Origin of the sequence: Scytonema hofmannii PCC 7110 (assembly GCF_000346485.2) — a bacterium.
In the GTDB taxonomy this organism is placed as follows: Bacteria; Cyanobacteriota; Cyanobacteriia; order Cyanobacteriales; family Nostocaceae; genus Scytonema; species Scytonema hofmannii.
In genome coordinates, this window is the sequence record NZ_KQ976354.1 from 3483565 (window position 1) to 3500341 (window position 16777).

Here is a 16777-nt window from a genome sequence, read left to right on the forward strand (position 1 = left end):
TTAGTGACCTGAGTCAGGCAAATTTTTTATGAGCCAGGAAGATGCTATCCATCCGCGTCCGCAACCCCAACCAAAAAAAGAGTCAGAAGATTTTACTCGACCTCGTCCACGTCCCCGGTCAGAACGACCAGATTTTGATGAGCCAGAACTGGAACCTGTCTTTGGACAACACATCCGCCTATTAGATGTTGAGAAATCGGAAGGGCGTGTCATTTGCGAGTGCTGGTACTGCAAAGAAGGGGTGTTGATTCAGCATCAACGAGAACCACAACAGGAAGAAATCAGGGTCACTTGTCCCCATTGCGGTAGGGTAGCAATTAAGTTACAGATCGCCAAAATTATGTCGGTGATTGCTATTCCGTCACCGTGGAGTAGAAACCAGTGACCAGTGACCAGTGACCAGTGACAGGATGCTTGTACCATAAAATGGAAAAATAAGCGGGCAAGATGCCCGCACCACAAGATGGATGAAAAGACAAAAATTTTACGCAATTCTACGGTACATTCTTAGAGTAGAAATGTGAGACCTTATATTTGAGCAAGTTTTAACATAAATTGGAACTATTTTTCTTTTCAAGAACTAAATCAAAATATATTAAAAATTATTAAAAAACCTTGTATTGAGAAAAATATTATGCTAAAGAGCCAAGAAATTAATTCAGGTCATATTTTGCTAGTCGATGATACACCAGATAACTTACGCCTTCTATCTAAAATTTTAGAAACGCATGGGTTTAAGGTCAGAAAAACTATCAGTGGAAAAATGGCACTTCAATCAGCACAGATAGAACCGCCTGAACTGATTTTGCTAGATATTAATATGCCGGATTTAAATGGCTATGAAGTGTGTCAGCAATTAAAATCTAACGAACTAACTGCTAATATTCCTATTATTTTTATTAGCGCTTTAGACCAAACCACAGATAAAATTAAGGCATTTGAAAATGGAGGGATAGACTATATTACTAAACCTTTTCAAGAGTTAGAAGTTTTGGCGCGTGTCAAAAATCAATTTATTATCCATCATCAGCAGCAGCAACTGCTTGCTAAAAATCAGGAATTAGAGAAAGAAATCATAGAACGCCAACAGATAGAAGCAAGATTGCAACAGCTAAATAGTATTTTTGAAGAGCAAGTGGTAGAACGGACATTTCAACTTCAACGCTCGCTAGAGTTTGAAGAAAGGCTCAAACGCATCACCGATAAAGTTCGCGATCGCTTTGATGAGGAACAAATTTGGCAAGCATCTGTTAGGGAATTAGCAGTCGGTTTAGAACTTGAATTGTGCTGTTCTGCTATTGGCGATCGCGAGTTAAAAACTTATACTATTACCCACGAATATACTAGCGCTACTTCAACTCCTTTAGATAAGGATAGCATTATAAAATTAGTTCGTTTGCAGGAACTACATCAACAATTGCTTCAGGGTTTAAACGTTCAATTTTGTTGGTGTCAACCTAGTTCAATTTCACAGGAATATTGTAGATACACAATTTTAGCTTGCCCTATTTTCGATGATCAAAGTTTTTTAGGGAGTTTGTGGTTGTTCAAACCAGAGGACAAAAGTTTCGAGCAACTTGAAGTTCGATTGGTTCTACAGGTGACAAATCAATGTGCAATTGCTATCCGTCAGGCTAGACTTTATCAAGCTGCACTTGTGCAGCTTGAAGAATTACAAAGGCTCAATCAACTCAAAGACGATTTTTTGCGTACCATTTCTATTGAGTTACGATCTCCTATTGCTGATATCAAATCACTAAGCCAAGTTCTAGCAGTAGAAATTTCCAATAATGAAGCCCAAAGTAGCAAAGTGTCAGAGTACTTAATAAATTTGCAGCAGGAGTGCGATCGCCAACTTTACTTTATTGAGAATTTGCTAGACTTGCAATATTTAGAAGCTGGTATATGTCCCCTGGAACTGACAAGTATCGATCTACATAATTGGATTCCCTATATATTAGAAGCCTTTGTTGCACAAAACCAAGAACAACCGCCAACCTTAAAAGTTCAACTTGACCCCGAACTACCACTTTTAACAACGGATATATCCTGTTTTGAACGCGTCCTCCACGAGCTACTGCAAAATGCTTATAGGTATGCCTCTAATGGTGACATTACTGTTGCTGCTTGCTCAATCTCTGAAAAAATCCACTTGAGTGTGACTTACTCTGGGGCAGAAGTTTCGGAATCAGAACTGTCTCAAATATTTGACAAGTTCTACCGCATTCCCAATGATAAATCCTCAATACCAAGTAATAGTGGTTTGGAATTAGCAATAGTCAGAAAATTGGTGGAGTATTTGAGAGGTTCCATTCATGTAGAATCGCAAGCAGGACAAGTTTGCTTTACAGTTATATTCCATGTTTCTTAAACCATGCTTGAAGGCGTTGCCATCCGTCTTTTGCCTCTTTCTCTCGGTAAGAAGGACGATAATCGGCAAAAAAGGCATGTGGCGCATTAGGGTAAATGACAATTTCAGATTTGCTGCTGCTAGCTTTCAGTTGCTCGCGCATCTGATCTACTGTAGCCAGGGGAATACCCGTATCTTCTCCACCATAAAGTCCGAGTACGGGGACTTTCAGAGTTGATGCAACATCAACAGGATGCTTTGGTGTTAATTCGCTAGCATCGCCGACTAACCGCCCGTACCACGCCACACTTGCTTTGACTTTGGGATTGTGTGCTGCGTACAGCCAGGTAATACGACCCCCCCAGCAAAAACCTGTAATTCCCAGTTGCTCGGCATTGCCTTTAGCTGATTTTACAGCCCATTCTGCCGTGGCATCAAGATCGGAAATCACTTGAGCATCTGGCACTTTGACAACTATCTTACGAATTTCATCTATATCACTTAACTTTGAGACATCCCCCTGACGCACAAACAATTCAGGTGCAATTGCCAAGTACCCCAGCTTGGCAAAACGACGGCAAACATCCTGAATATGCTCGTGTACGCCAAAAATTTCCTGAATCACCAAAACAATTGGGAAATTTTTGCCAGTGGTAGGCATTGCTCTGTAGGCAGGAATTGTTCCATCTTTAACAGGAATTTTCACTGCACCAGCAACCAATCCTTGGGCATTGGTGGTGATGACTTTGGCTGAAATAGGTTGCACTGCAAGGGCAAAACCCGTCGCTAGGGAAGCAGTGACAATAAATTCGCGGCGCGTTATTTCGTTCATCCTCATGACCTTAACCTATCAAATCACGATCTTATTTTTACAAGAAAGTAGCATAAAGTATCAAGAATTCAGTAGATTTACACTTATATTCTCTCACTTTGGTTAAATAAAGGGAGTGGGGACTCAATACTACAAGGATAGAGTTGTTCGCGCTGTGAGAAACCCGGTTTTTTTGACAATACCTTTTATCACGTCGTAATCGTCGTGGTGAAGCATTGTTAAACTAAGTTTAATAGCAAACACACTATGCAGGTTCCCCAATTATGCTTAATCAAGCGCCAGTGATAGATACTGTTCCTACAGATACCTGGGTAGAGGCAGCCTGGGAAGATTTTCTGACCTTTGCAGATGACCCCACCTTGGAACGTGCTAGATTTTACTATGATGACGGTTACATGAACTGAAGATGATGGAGCTATTACTCGTTGGTTACTAGCAAAGTTTAATTAATGATAGCCTCATACTATAGGACTCCTATTTGATTTTTGAACTGTACGTAGGGTGGGCAATGCCCACCACATGATATTTTTGGTGGGCATTGCCCACCCTACAGTACTTAAAATTTTTCATAAATCATTTATGATTCATATAGCTCAATTTTTATCATTAATTATTTATTCTTCCAATTGCTTCTTTAATATCACCAACTAATTCATCCATTCTTGCTTGAGTTGTATTCCAAGAACACATAAATCGCACTCCTCCAACACCAATAAACGTGTAAAACTGCCAGTTCTTTTCTCGTAATTGTGCGATCGCTAGTTCGGGCAATTTGACAAAAACACTATTAGCTTCCCTGGGAAACATAATCTCAACGCCTTCTAGCTGTAGCAATTGGTTCTCTAAATATTCAGCACACTGATTTGCGTGAAGTGCATTCTTGAGCCAAGCACCCGTTTCTAACAAACCAAGCCAAGGTGCAGCAATAAAACGCATTTTTGATGCAAGTTGCCCTGCTTGTTTGCAACGATAGGCAAAATCTTCCGCTAAAGCTTGATTAAAAAAAATAATTGCTTCTCCCATCGCCATCCCATTCTTTGTGCCGCAAAAACACAAAACATCTACCCCACTTTTCCATGTCAATTCGGCAGGGCTTTTATTTATTGAAACCACAGCATTAGCGAAACGTGCTCCATCCATATGAATTTTTAAATTGCATTTTTTAGCCATAGACTTAATAGCAATTAATTCATCTATAGAATAGATCGTACCTAATTCTGTCGCTTGAGTTAAACTAATCACTTTCGGTTTTGGATAGTGTATGTCGGCTCGCTTGTTGATAATTTCTTCTATTGCATCTGGAGTTAACTTACCATTTTGTCCTTTTGCTAGTAACAGTTTAGAGCCATTAGAAGCAAATTCAGGAGCACCACATTCATCAGTTTCAATATGTGCAGTTTCGTGGCAGATAACGCTGTGGTAAGACTGGCATAATGAAGCCAATGCTAATGAATTAGCAGCAGTGCCATTAAAAACAAAAAATATCTCACAATCAATTTCAAACAACTCTCGAAAACTGTCTGTAGCTTTCTGAGTCCATATATCATTTCCATAAGCAGGAACGCTACCCTGGTTTGCTTTAATTGTGTATTCCAATGCTTCCGGACAAATACCGGAGGAATTATCACTGGCAAATTGCTCTAAATTAGAATCCATAAGCTATTTACTTTTTTACTTTTAGTCTAGAAAATACTCTATATTATCAAATCAGCTAGTTAATCACGGCAAAATCCCACAACGAGGTAATGAAAATTTCTTACACCCTACTTCCTACTCCCTACTCCCTATTTTAAATTGCCTCAAATACCATCTCCGGGATGAGCAACGGATTGTCAGTGGAATCCTGCACTTGACCAATTCCCAAAAAGCGTCCATCTTCATGATAAACCCTTACCATTCCTGAAATTTTTTGAATGACACCCATGCGCTGTCCCTGACACCATTTTTGGGCAAAAGTTGCTGCTAAAGTTACAGATGCAAGATGCTGTAATGGTGTATCAGAAGGAATGGGTTGAAAAGTCCCAGCTTGTAGTTGTGCTTCCAAATCGCTCAAGGTTACACTCTCGGCTAAATGGAACCCACTACTTGCAATACGTTCCAAAGCAGCAAGAGTGCCACCAGTTTGTAAAGCGGTTCCCAAATCTCTAGCTATTGACCGAATATAAGTACCAGCACCACAATGAATGGAGACATCTAATTCTGGAAATTCTCCTTCCCTCCAATCCAAAATTTCCAGATGGAAAATTTCGACTATACGAATGGGTACTTCGACAGTTTCGCCTTTGCGTGCTAAATCGTACAAGCGTTTTCCTTGAACTTGAATAGCGCTGTACATTGGCGGGATTTGTTCTATTTTGCCTACAAATTGTTGCAGTACAGGTTTCACTGTCTCCAAACGCAAATCCTGACAAGGTTGTGAGGTAACAATTTCGCCCTGCAAGTCATCAGTTGTAGTATGCAAACCCAAGCGAATTGTCGCTTTATATGCTTTTTCCCCAGGAAGGTATTGCAATAACCGAGTTGCTTTACCCAATGCCATAGGTAGCACCCCTGTTGCTGCTGGATCTAGAGTTCCACCGTGTCCTATACGTTTGAGATGTAAAAGTTTTCGTGTCTTCGCCACACAATCGTGGGAAGTCCAGCCAAATGGTTTGTTGAGATTGAGAAAGCCTTGCACGGTAGGTTTTTATAGTTTTTATTTGTTTGAATCCGATTTATTATAGCAATCTATCTAATTTGTAAGAATTGAAATCCTCAGATCCCCGACTTCTTAAAGAAGTCGGGGATCTTGTTTCTCACAAATGATTTAGGACTGCTATAACAATCCTATTTGATTTTTTTAAAATCTAAGTAGGTAGGGCTAAAGCCCACCAAAAGCTTTATGTGGTGGGCATTGCTGGCTTCCGACGGCAAGCGCATTCTAACCTTGAACAACGGACACCTGGCTAGAACAAAGCAGGGGAGACTAAATCACTTCTTAAACCCTCGTGCCAATTCATTTGTTGTCAAAGACTGTACAAAACTCAAACTGACAGATTGACCAGATATTGCTTTGGCATAAGCAGCATTGAGAAAGGTGGTATATTCTGGCATTCCTGCAACATAAGTTGCAAAGAATGGCAAACTCAAAACATTTAAATACCGACGTGCAAGGCTTGGATCTTCTCCAACAAGTTCTGATGGTAATGAAAATTGATTTGCACTTCTTTTACCTTCTCCAATTGCTGAAAAATGGCTTGTCTTTGAAATGACTGCTAGGTACTTTTGTGAATTTTCAATCCAAGAAAAAGGTAATATTTGTTCGTATAAAGCTGGAGCGATGGTATCATCACTACTAGCAGCAATCATGACTGGAGTTTGAATTTGGCTTAATCCTGCTTCTCCAAAAATACTACTGGTAATTGGATTGACTGCCATCACGGCTTTGACTCTTTTGTCTCGAAAATCATAGACTTTGCGTTCGCGAAGCGGCTGCCTTGCAGCATCGCTCCGGTGCCATTCGAGTGCATTACACTGAAGTAGTAGGGATAAATTCCAAGTATCTTTAATGGCATTTTCTCGACAATCTTTTGCAAGTTGCTCAAAATTAATCTTTGCACCTGCTAGGGCTAAAGCCGTGTAGCCTCCATAAGAGTGACCAAAAACTCCTACTTGTTGCAGATTGAGCCGCCCTTTATAACGAGAGTCAAATTTATTACGATCTTCTAGCTGATCTAATATATATTTGATATCCACAGGTCGGTTTAGAAACTCATCTGGTGGTGCAACCTCATTTGTTTTGCCGTTGAGAAGCGATCGCAATTGCTTGGTATCACTACCGGGATGATTGGGAACAACAACAGCAAAGCCGTGAGAAGCAAGGTGAGTTCCTACATAAGTAAAGTTACTACTGTCCGAACCCAACCCGTGAGAAACAACGATAATAGGAACCCGATTTTGAACGTTAGGAAGATAAATATCAGTCAGCAAAAATCGGTTGCGGGTAGCGTCGAAAAACTTTAGGGTTTGTTTTTGCCATCTATATTGTCCTCTTCTCCTTAAATCTTGCTTGAGAGAAAGGCCGAACGGTAGTTTGCTGGAAGCTGCTTCTATGCTTGACTTTTCTTCGACTGCGGCGACTGCGCGTTTGGTTTCATTGACGAGTTTTTCTAACTCCGATGCTATGCCCATAGTACGTGCCAAGTCAATATGCATACTACGGCTGGGATATTTACGCAATATGTTTAGTAAAGTTAAACCTTCCGGTTCAGTCGCCGCTAGAATCAGCGCCGAACGTAAAGCGTGTAACCCTGCTTTTGGTTGGCGAGATTCCGTTCTAATCACTTCTCCCAAACGATTGAGTAAAAATTCTCCTTGTGGAGTATAGAGAAATTGGGAAATGGCGACATGGCTAACTTTGATGGGGGTAAGTAATACTCGCCGCAACTGCTGGAGTTGCCCTTTTTTGAGATACTGCTTGTAAACGTCCAAATCATTATCAACAGCACCTGTTTTGGCGTAATCTTCTAACGCCTTAATGGAAATGGAACGCTCAAAAGCTGAATACGACCCATAAATTCGCTCGGCGGCAAAGGCAGAATTACCTATTCCAAATGTTGGCAGCAAAGCAGAGAGAACCAGCGGTAGGGAATTTCTTCTCAGGGCGCTAGTCCAATGACCAAATAAGTTGTTCATCGGTTTAACTGTGCAATCCGGTGATGTTTGAGGAGGCTTTATTGCGTGGTAGTTATGCACTCACCCTGGAAGTGATGGTTAGTTTTATGTGCCTCAAAATAACAAACTTAACAGGTAGCAGTTACTAAAGACTAGTATCTACAGGGGGTAATCTTTGTGAACAGTGACCAGTAAGCAGTGACCAGTGACTAGTGACCAATGAACAGGGACTAGAACACCAATTCAGTATTTAAAATGGAGGCGACAAAACTTAGTGTCTCGTAGAGACGCGCTGTTAGAAGCGTCTCTACAGGTAACAAAATTTATTTAACAAATAAAAAATAGCATACTTTTTTGATAAGTGATAACTATTTACTGATGGTCGATTGTCGAGAAATATTCACTTTGTAGTGGATTTCCCTAGAGCAATTGTAACTGAACCTAACACGACTAAACCCGCTCCTACTATTCCTAGTAAAGTCAAATATTCTGGTGTTATCAAGTTTGGTGATAGGACTGATACAACCCAAACTGCAATTAAAGTTACAATGGGTGCTAAAGCCAATACTGCACTGACACGTGATGCTTCCCAGTGTTCTAAAGACTCCGCGAAAGCACCATAAGCAATCAGAGTATTGAAGGCACAAAAAAGTAGAATGGTAAAATGCCAAAAACTCAGTGTAAAAATTGTTTTTGGGTTGGCAAATGGAGTGAAAAATAAACTACATCCTCCGTAAATAATGAGCATGATACTGGGAGAGGATAAAGATTGTAGCAACTGTTTTTGTGCTAAGGCATAAATTGACCAAGTTATGGCTCCTACAACAATCAAGCCGCTACCTACAAGGTAATTTCCCTGAGTGGTAATTAAGTTCTTCAATTGTTCGTGAAAAAATAAGATTAGCCCTACAATCAGAATACTTATGCCAATCCACTGAAGTAATTTATACCTTTCTTTGAAAAGCATTAAACCTCCAACACCCATAAGTAGAGGTGCTAACTGAATTATGACTTCAGCATTGGCTGGTGAAGTCATTGCTAAACCTTGCATGAAAAAAAGGTAATTCGCTGCTAGGAAAAGAGTTGCGATCGCTAATAGTACCCAAGAAGTTGAACGCAGGCGAGTTCGAGTAGGTAATTTCCCTCGCCATCCCAGATAAATAGCTAACAATACAAAGGACACCAAAAAGCGAAACCAAATTACCGTATAAACATCAAGAACTTGTAGAGCGATCGCTAAAGCAATAGGTAAAATTCCCCACAAGAGAACGGTCAGCAGTGATAATGCTAGCCCTAAACGCCAGTGACCAGAGGTAGTATGCATTTTGGTTGTTGGTTAGTGGTTAGTGGTTAGTGGTTAGTGGTTAATGGTTAGTGGTTATTAGTACCTCAACCACCAACGACTAACAACCAACTACTAACTACTAACTCTTTAAAAGTAATCAGACATACTTGGGGATGCACCAGCAAAGATTTGAGTTGCTGCTAAAAGGGCTGTTGCTGTTGCATCTAGATGTCCGGCTTGTTGCAATACAGGCCCGTGTAGAGGGGTGATAATCCTCTAATGTCTAGCTTCATCTCTCCTTTCCCACCAGTTCTGACTTCACCACGTCCGTTGGCGACAGATAGGGTAAATTTACCATTATTTTCTGGAAGCAGGTCATCTTTAATGTCTAGGTGCAGTTCTGCTTGAATTGCACTTAAGTAACCTCGCTTTTCGAGCGCCTTAGCAACATCTACTATACGTAACATCCAACGTGAGGTAGATTTTTGCTGGGCTGTTTGTTCTGGTAAAAGTAAAGTGAGGGAGTCAATCGCAGCCCCTTTCCAGCGCACAGACTCAATTTGAGAGCGATGATTGGCAAGAAAACTCCAAACAGTTTGTGCAGCTTCAGGTGTAAGAACTACCCAATCTCTAATTCTGATAAAAGAGCCATCCCGATCTTGGTGCTGACTGAAGATGATGTAACCTTGGGGTTGGTCTATCGTACCCATAAGATAGGCGTAAACGTCTTCTTTATCATCAGGTTTAATAATTTGCTGCCATATGGCTTGATGTCTGTCTAGGTATCCGTTGTTAAGTTTTGCTTTTTGTTGATAAAGGTTATGAAATGCTTCTTCTTCTGGAGAAACCGATCGCAAGGGAAGGGGCTGTTCTTTAATTTGAATACTATTGGTAGATATTTCCCAAGAACAAAAAAATCCTCCCTGTTCGTAGCCTACTTTTCGATAAAGACGCTGAGTCGCAGGATAAAGGCTGGAGATGGGAACTCCGTTGGTATGGCATTCTTTTAGGGTGTGCTGTAGTAATGCGATCGCAGATCCATCTCCGCGATGTTCTGGTGCAATACCCACAGCCGCGAGTCCGATCGTGGGGACACGGGAACTACCCCACCACTGATTCATGGGAATAGTTGCAAGCCCACCTGCAATCTGGCGATCGCGACGAATGAGACGAAAGTTTTCTAAGCCGATACGATTAAAATAGACATCAGTGTTTTCCTGAGGACTGATAAAACACTGGGCAATGATATTTCCTAGTTTTTGAGCGTCCTCTTGACCTGTCACTTGGCTAAATTCAAATTTTACTGTCATGAGTATGCGTCACCTAGCAGGACTAAATTACAAGCATACTACAATAATTGATGAGACTAGCACGTGAAAATTCACTGTGTCCAGATCCCCGACTTCTCAAAGAAGTCGGGGATCTAACTGTTCGCGAATAATTTAGGATTGTTATACTAGAAGTTAGAGGGATCGTAGCGAAACAGATTCAAGAGCTTGTGTTGCTTGAGAAGATTTACTATGGCAAAAACCAGAGGTAAAGAGTATGAACCGAACAACTCTATTCAAAATTAGCTTATCTTTAATAGTCGCTCCTTTGCTTTCTATTTTTACGGCTCCTGTCGCTATTGCATCACTGTCTAACACACAAACGGTTGGGTTAGAACAGGAAATTGTTGGTACTAGGAGTAACTCAATACTTATAGCAGATAGGGATGATGACTACCGAGACCGTCGCCGAGAAATTCGCGAACGCCGCCGAGAAATTCACCGAGAAATGCGCCGCTTAAGGAGAGAAGAAAGACAATTCAACCGCAGATACCCACGCGATCGCTATTATCGAGTTAGGGATTACGATCGCTATCGCGGTGGTAGGAATTACGATCGGCGCTACCGCGATCGAGACTATTACCGCTCTCCTTGGAGATAATAAGTTTAGTCACAGATTGCAGCCTTGCAATCTGTGACTTGATTTGTCGTAAAACATAGCAAAGGTTGGGCAGAGTTGGTGTTTCACCACTCTTCAAGTTAACCTTAGAGGATGTTTTAAAAGTCCTGGCCTCATATAATTCGCTACTATACAAACGCTCGTCCGCCTACGCGGACTAGTATTTTGAAACCCACGTAGGTGGGTTTTGCCTGTATAGACGCGAATTCCATTCGCCAAGACAATCATGAATTGAGACTTTACAAACATCCTCTAAGACCAGCAAGTATACTTTATAAGTGATGTCAAGCGCTTGTGTTGCTTTAACCATATTTTGCAAGCTTCTGTAGTCAGTTGTATCTCCTCACCAGTTAAAAGCTCATCTGGTTTTTCAGATGCTAAAATCTTAGCAACTCGTGCAGCGTCAGAGTAGCTTACTCCGTGTTTGACAAGCTCTGTGTGAAATAATCGTTCTTTCTCTTCAACTGAGATGGATAAGACTCGTTGCATGAACCTTCTCAAATATGGAATGGGTAAGACTATACTTTGAGGTTACTCGATTATCGGGAAACACTGGTACCTGTTTTAAGATACAAAAATATCTTTCTCACCTTACTACTTTAGATGAATTACAATCCTTCTCATGAAAGCCAAAATCGACAGCGGAGTTCTTTTGATTCACCATGAAGACGTGCCAGAGTATAAGAAGGGCGGGTCTGTAGTGAGGAATAGTTATTTCTGGGCATTGCGTTCTATTGCTGGTAAAGCTTCACGTTATCGAGATTGGGAATACGAGTCTGAAGTTTGGTTTGCACTGACGCGGATGCTGTTATCTTTTGCTGAATCCAGGTACTTAGGGTTGAGAGAAACTATTCTGGAATTTCCCGTGTCTCAAGGGGAAATTCCTGAGGTGCTACGTCCTGTCTCTACTTGGGAATAAAATTTGGGAAGATAGGCATTGGGTTCTTCCCTGACCCCGATTTTTTCCTACCTCTATCTACTCCTAATTCTCAACCTTAGAGGTATTCTTGGCATAGCAAAGGAAGAGGTTTGACGAAATTGCAGCCCTAAGTTGACGTGTTGCTTGTAAATATACCAAATTTCCTGCCTACCTTCATTTTGGCGATCGCGACACTTAACAGGCGGTTCTTGAAGAGTCACTTCCCAGTAATCTTCAGGTCGTTCAACATTACCTAAATAAGTAGAGTCTGCATTCGTAATTTTAACAGGGGTTAAATCATAAGGCTCTCTATAAGATAAAGCAATCAGTCTTTCATTGTAGCTAGCGTGGCACTTGGCACTCTGTGCGTAGATTTCAGGAGATTGCTTGTACCAATCCCTTCGCCTTTTTAAATAAGTCCCTTGATATGAAGTGACCCTAAAAGACGTTGAAGAGTTCCTTGGAGTCGTTTGAGATGACACACTGGTAGGGATTACAGCACCCATTACACCACATACTGCAATTAGACAAAAAAGCAATCTTTTAGGGTATAGCTTTGTATTTTTTATACTCATAAACGTATTTATTAAATATGTAAATTCTTTACTTACCAATCTTGTTTAGAATTGGTTATTACATTACTACAAACCCAAGCAATATCTTTTCGGAAAATGACCGAATCAGTAACCAGGTAACCTGTCACTGGTCACTGGTCACTGGGTACTGTTAAGAATCTTTACATATCCGATTGGGTAACATTTGGCTATAGCGGCGGAACTCTGCAAGATACTGCTCTAAAACGACAAATTGAGGTAGATTCAGACTGTAGTAAATCCAACGTCCTTCTTGACGCGAGCGAACTAAACCCGCTTCCCTAAGATTTTTCAGGTGAAAAGATAGTTTTGACTGGGTGACTCCCAATGTATCGCACAAGTCACATACACAAAGTTCTTTGTCTCGCAAGAGTTCCACTACATTAATCCGTAGTGGATCGGAAAGCGCATGGAAACCAGCGACAACAAGATCGGAAATAGCAACTGAGGAGCTTTGCATCAATTTATTTTGATAGAGATACCTGTTTCTATTGTGAACTAGAAATCGCGATCGCTTTCGCTTAATTGTTTGGCAATTCTACTTACAGTTTGAGTCCAAGGATGTTGTGGGTAGCACTAGCAAAAAATGTCACGATCGCTAAATGAAACATTTCTTCACAAACAGAGAGTATTCCTGCAACAGGGGCGTTGTAAGTTCTCTGAATCTGTTGCCGCAATCCCTCGGTATTGAGCGCAGGCAGTACCTTATCTGTCATTTACTTGACTTTCTTGCTTTTATGACTTTTCCTACTTTTTTTTAAATAACTATAGGAATACACAATCATTCATGAAAAATTTGAAGTCTTTTTACGGGATGTAGAAAAGTCAGGAAATCTGACATATTAGGATGATATTTCATAGATTCTTCATTAATAGTTTATCGTTCTTAAGTATGAACTCTGTTATAAATTATATGGCAGGCAACCTTCAGTTTGTTAAATCGTTACCGTAGATACAGTAACTGATGGAGTCAACTATCCAACTTTTCTTCGATACATTGGTTTCAGGGTGAAATTTAGAAACTACCTATATGGGGCAGAGAATTTGTCTACCCCACAAATTTATATTGAATGCAAGTGACGACCGCTATATCATCCCTCCTTGCCTAATGATGCAAAAATATTTTCTGTTAAGATTTATGCCCTTGAATATATCCATGCATATTCTTTTGGGCTTTAGTTTTGCTACTTGTGCTCAGGCAAAATTAGAACTTCAAAACAATAATTTGCAAAAGCATATCGTGTTTCAAGAGAGTTTTGAACCTCCTGGAGAGGGAGAACCAAGAGAGACCTCTGGTGCTGGTTCCCGCAAACTGCCTATGAAAGCGTTGATGTTTAAATGCTAATAGCTAATAGCAATTTTACAAATTCCGAAGAACTTTCTCAATCAGCGCTTGATTTTCTTTACTTTCTGCTCGCTTGAGATACTCCATAGCAATTTGTCCTTCGGCGGGTTGCTCCCTGGAGATCGCAACTAATAGCTTTACAGTTTCACGCAGTTGTATTTTCTCCAAGTACCTGCTAACACAAATCTGTACCGCAATGGCTGCAACAACAACTCCAATCAGTGGAGGGATAACAGGAATCCACCAACCTTTTAAAAAGGCGAGGAAACTTACTGCTATTATTCCTCCACCTGCGATCGCAAGGAAAAATATCATATTTCTAAGTCTTTTAACTTGCCAACTCAATACTGCTCCTATTCCAGACCACAAAAGAATCCAAAGCCACTCGATCGGTTCAGGCCAAACTGTTAGCATTGGTCGCCCATCCAAAGCAGCGCTCAGAATTTGACTGGCAACATTTGCGTGCAATGTAACTCCTGCCATAGGAGATGGGTAATCAAATATGCGACTGCTGTAAGGTGTTTGAAACATATCATTGATGCTTTCCGCTATTGAGCCAATAAGCACAACCCGATTGTAAATTTTATCTTGTGGAATACGCTTAGCTAATAAATCAGTCAAGGAAAAAATCTGAAACTGTTTTTCAGTTCCATGAAAGTTAAGTAAGATTTGATAGCCGCCTGCATCACTGCGGACGTAGCTACCATAATTTGGTCTAAAGGGAGCAAGCACAGTTTTTCCCAAGTGGATGTGATGGGATGATGTGGGAAGAGGTTTGGGCTCGATCCCTTCAGCTTCTAAATAGAGTAATGCCAGTCGCAAGCCCAGATTGAAGCGCAACTCAAATTCTTGAGAGCGAACTGAAAGTAAGGCGCGGCGCACTTTACCATCTCCATCCAACACTTGATCTGCCATTCCCACCTGACCTAACTTAGACAAAACAGTAGGTGGGGCAACTTTACTTCCTACGACTTTCTCAACACCAATTAGATTTGGAGTCGTTTTATACAGTTCTACTAATTCTTGATGACCCGGTTCCACGGGTAAATCTCTATACAAATCCAGTCCGATGGCTCTGGGTTTATAGCTTTTTAAAGTCTGGAGTGCTTGAGCGAGTATCCGATCTGAAATTGGATAATGACCCACTTTCTTGATATCTGACTCATCAATTGCGATAATCGCAATCCGGGGATCGATTGCTGCAGGAGAACGTGCTTGGAAAAAGTTATCTAGTGTTGCCCATTCCATACCCTGTAACAACCCAGTCAAACGCAAAACAATGAGTAAGCCTGCAACACCTGCGGCAATTCTTGTAATCCATGCTTTCCGTAAATTTATATTTTGGGCGGACTGTCTGGCAACTTTCCGCACATCAGCCAAGATATGATATGCTCGTCTTGCTGCTTGTAGTGCAAATTGCGCCTTTTCTCGCTCAATTTGTCTTGCGCGTTTCTCTAAAGCCAGAGATTTTTCAAGTTCTTGTTTTGCTAATTCTTGACTGGCGGCCAAAAAACGGTAGTCTATATCGCTGAGCTTTTTATCTTCAGACCAAGCCAGGGCTTTTTGTAATGCCTGACCTCGGAGAAGTTGCGACTCGTCTTGCTGTTCGGAAGCAATCCAAGCTTTCATATTTTGTGCGTAAGGACGCATACTCTCCAGTTGTTTGGCAACCCATTCTTCACTAAAAACAGCTTTGTAAATGGGATTTTTTACCTCTAGTTTTCCCTGTTTGCGGCTAACCAAACCCGACAGATGTAGTTCTACGTGTTCTCGGCTGTCCTCGATTGATACATTTTCTCCCGCAAGTATTTGTTGATATATACTCAACACGCGTCCTGCTGTTTTTTCATTAGTTAAGAGGCGATCGCGAATAGTCCTTAAATGCTGAGGTTCATCTTGAGATTCCCACTTGTCAATGAGACGCGACTTGACAATACTTTCTACCCAAAAAGCTTCTGTACCTCGCGGAATCGTTAAACCACCACTCACTGGCTCTTGGCTGGAAATTTGTATTAAATGACACAATTTTTGTGTAAGAAAGGGCTGTCCTCCTGTCCAAGCTAAAATTTCTTTCAGAATGACAGGCACTTGTGCAGACGCGCTAGATGTTGTCTCTACCAGCAATCCCTCTGCTAAAGGTTGAACTTGCTCTAGAGAAAGATCTTGCAGTTCTACAGCTTTACCAAGATTAAACGGAGTGCGCTTTTTATCTTGAATCAAATCCGAAGGTGTCGTCACTCCGAACAGAGCAAACGTAATGCGTTGATATTCTGGATCGATAGCTCGTTGGTTGTAGCAAAACCGAATCAGGGCAAAAAAGTCATCTACTGGAAAATCAAGACTAAGAATGCTATCCACTTCATCAATAAAGACAACAAGCCTTTCTGGTATATTGACAAGCAGAACATCAGAAATAAATTTACTCAGCCTTTGGGGTAAAGAAACACTTTCGTGCTCTTGCCACCAGGTCTTCAAATTGAGTTTTTTTGACAGTTTAAACCCAGACCATAACTCGGCGACAACTCCCTTGTACCATTGAGCAGGGGTCACTGTTTCGCTGCCAATATTTGTCATGTCAAGACTTGCACATTGGAACCCTTGTTGCTGCAAACGATGCTTGGTTCTTACTAATAGGGAAGACTTGCCCATTTGCCTCGTGTTGAGGACATAGCAAAATTCACCATTTCCGAGTGCTTCATAGAGTTCCTCATCAGCCGATCGCTCCACATAACTTGGAGCATCACTCCTCAGACTACCACCTACTTGATATACATAGACACTCATTACACAACTTAAGTAATATCAAATTTCCACTGTTTCACACCCAAGCCTACTGAGTCTCATTCCTCCTTT

17 protein-coding genes are annotated in these 16777 nt (G+C 41.1%); 6 read left to right on the forward strand and 11 right to left on the reverse strand.

All coding sequences use genetic code 11. The features are described 5' to 3' along the window. The first annotated feature begins 28 nt into the window (after nucleotides 1-28). A complete protein-coding gene (locus WA1_RS14835; RefSeq protein ID WP_017742532.1) occupies nucleotides 29-385 on the forward strand; it encodes a hypothetical protein in 357 nt (118 codons plus the stop codon). Nucleotides 386-634: 249 nt separating this feature from the next. Continuing rightward, entirely contained in the window at nucleotides 635-2371 is a 1737-nt protein-coding gene (locus WA1_RS14840) for a hybrid sensor histidine kinase/response regulator (protein WP_017742533.1), read from the forward strand. Here the strand turns inward: WA1_RS14840 and WA1_RS14845 are convergent. After that, the gene (locus WA1_RS14845; protein WP_017742534.1) at nucleotides 2352-3182 is read right to left on the reverse strand and encodes a dienelactone hydrolase family protein; all 831 of its coding nucleotides are present in this window, start codon (nucleotides 3180-3182) and stop codon (nucleotides 2352-2354) included. The genes WA1_RS14840 and WA1_RS14845 overlap by 20 nt on opposite strands. A 263-nt stretch (nucleotides 3183-3445) precedes the next feature. Between WA1_RS14845 and WA1_RS54975 the strand changes: the two genes are divergently transcribed. Next, complete coding sequence (locus tag WA1_RS54975; protein ID WP_017742535.1) at nucleotides 3446-3586, forward strand: hypothetical protein; 141 nt, start codon at nucleotides 3446-3448, stop codon at nucleotides 3584-3586. Nucleotides 3587-3788: 202 nt separating this feature from the next. On the opposite strand, the gene WA1_RS14850 is transcribed toward WA1_RS54975, so the two are convergent. The 5 genes from WA1_RS14850 to WA1_RS14870 form a co-directional block, all read right to left on the reverse strand. Beyond that, nucleotides 3789-4838, reverse strand: a complete 1050-nt coding sequence (locus WA1_RS14850; RefSeq protein ID WP_017742536.1) for a threonine aldolase family protein — start codon at nucleotides 4836-4838, stop codon at nucleotides 3789-3791. Nucleotides 4839-4971: 133 nt separating this feature from the next. Next, complete coding sequence (truB, locus tag WA1_RS14855) at nucleotides 4972-5859, reverse strand: tRNA pseudouridine(55) synthase TruB (protein WP_017742537.1); 888 nt, start codon at nucleotides 5857-5859, stop codon at nucleotides 4972-4974. Nucleotides 5860-6152: 293 nt separating this feature from the next. After that, nucleotides 6153-7856, reverse strand: coding sequence for an alpha/beta hydrolase (locus WA1_RS14860; RefSeq protein ID WP_017742538.1), 1704 nt, complete (start codon nucleotides 7854-7856; stop codon nucleotides 6153-6155). A 379-nt stretch (nucleotides 7857-8235) separates the two neighbouring features. Beyond that, entirely contained in the window at nucleotides 8236-9159 is a 924-nt protein-coding gene (locus WA1_RS14865; RefSeq protein WP_017742539.1) for a DMT family transporter, read from the reverse strand. A gap of 185 nt (nucleotides 9160-9344) precedes the next feature. Further along, nucleotides 9345-10430 carry a GNAT family N-acetyltransferase gene (locus tag WA1_RS14870; RefSeq protein WP_017742540.1) on the reverse strand — a complete coding sequence of 362 codons (1086 nt, stop codon included), beginning with the start codon at nucleotides 10428-10430 and terminating at the stop codon, nucleotides 9345-9347. A gap of 235 nt (nucleotides 10431-10665) precedes the next feature. On the opposite strand from WA1_RS14870, the gene WA1_RS14875 reads away from it, so the two are divergent. After that, nucleotides 10666-11049, forward strand: a complete 384-nt coding sequence (locus WA1_RS14875; protein ID WP_017742541.1) for a hypothetical protein — start codon at nucleotides 10666-10668, stop codon at nucleotides 11047-11049. A 270-nt stretch (nucleotides 11050-11319) separates the two neighbouring features. On the opposite strand, the gene WA1_RS14880 is transcribed toward WA1_RS14875, so the two are convergent. After that, a complete protein-coding gene (locus WA1_RS14880) occupies nucleotides 11320-11556 on the reverse strand; it encodes a hypothetical protein (protein ID WP_017742542.1) in 237 nt (78 codons plus the stop codon). A gap of 133 nt (nucleotides 11557-11689) precedes the next feature. On the opposite strand from WA1_RS14880, the gene WA1_RS14885 reads away from it, so the two are divergent. After that, nucleotides 11690-11986: a hypothetical protein gene (locus tag WA1_RS14885; protein ID WP_017742543.1), complete on the forward strand. Its 297-nt coding sequence runs from the start codon at nucleotides 11690-11692 to the stop codon at nucleotides 11984-11986. A 53-nt stretch (nucleotides 11987-12039) separates the two neighbouring features. Here WA1_RS14885 and WA1_RS14890 read toward each other — a convergent pair whose 3' ends face one another. The 3 genes from WA1_RS14890 to WA1_RS56950 all read right to left on the reverse strand — a co-directional run bounded on the left by WA1_RS14890 (nucleotide 12040) and on the right by WA1_RS56950 (nucleotide 13295). Next, nucleotides 12040-12492 (reverse strand): hypothetical protein, encoded by a 453-nt coding sequence (locus WA1_RS14890; RefSeq protein ID WP_017742544.1) that lies wholly within the window; start codon nucleotides 12490-12492, stop codon nucleotides 12040-12042. Nucleotides 12493-12712: 220 nt separating this feature from the next. Beyond that, nucleotides 12713-13039, reverse strand: a complete 327-nt coding sequence (locus WA1_RS14895) for an ArsR/SmtB family transcription factor (RefSeq protein WP_017742545.1) — start codon at nucleotides 13037-13039, stop codon at nucleotides 12713-12715. Nucleotides 13040-13121: 82 nt separating this feature from the next. Further along, complete coding sequence (locus WA1_RS56950) at nucleotides 13122-13295, reverse strand: hypothetical protein (protein ID WP_017742546.1); 174 nt, start codon at nucleotides 13293-13295, stop codon at nucleotides 13122-13124. A gap of 422 nt (nucleotides 13296-13717) precedes the next feature. Between WA1_RS56950 and WA1_RS14900 the strand changes: the two genes are divergently transcribed. Continuing rightward, entirely contained in the window at nucleotides 13718-13924 is a 207-nt protein-coding gene (locus WA1_RS14900; RefSeq protein WP_017742547.1) for a hypothetical protein, read from the forward strand. Between the two features lie 15 nt (nucleotides 13925-13939). Here WA1_RS14900 and WA1_RS14905 read toward each other — a convergent pair whose 3' ends face one another. Beyond that, complete coding sequence (locus WA1_RS14905; protein ID WP_017742548.1) at nucleotides 13940-16708, reverse strand: CHASE2 domain-containing protein; 2769 nt, start codon at nucleotides 16706-16708, stop codon at nucleotides 13940-13942. Nucleotides 16709-16777 lie beyond the last annotated feature (69 nt).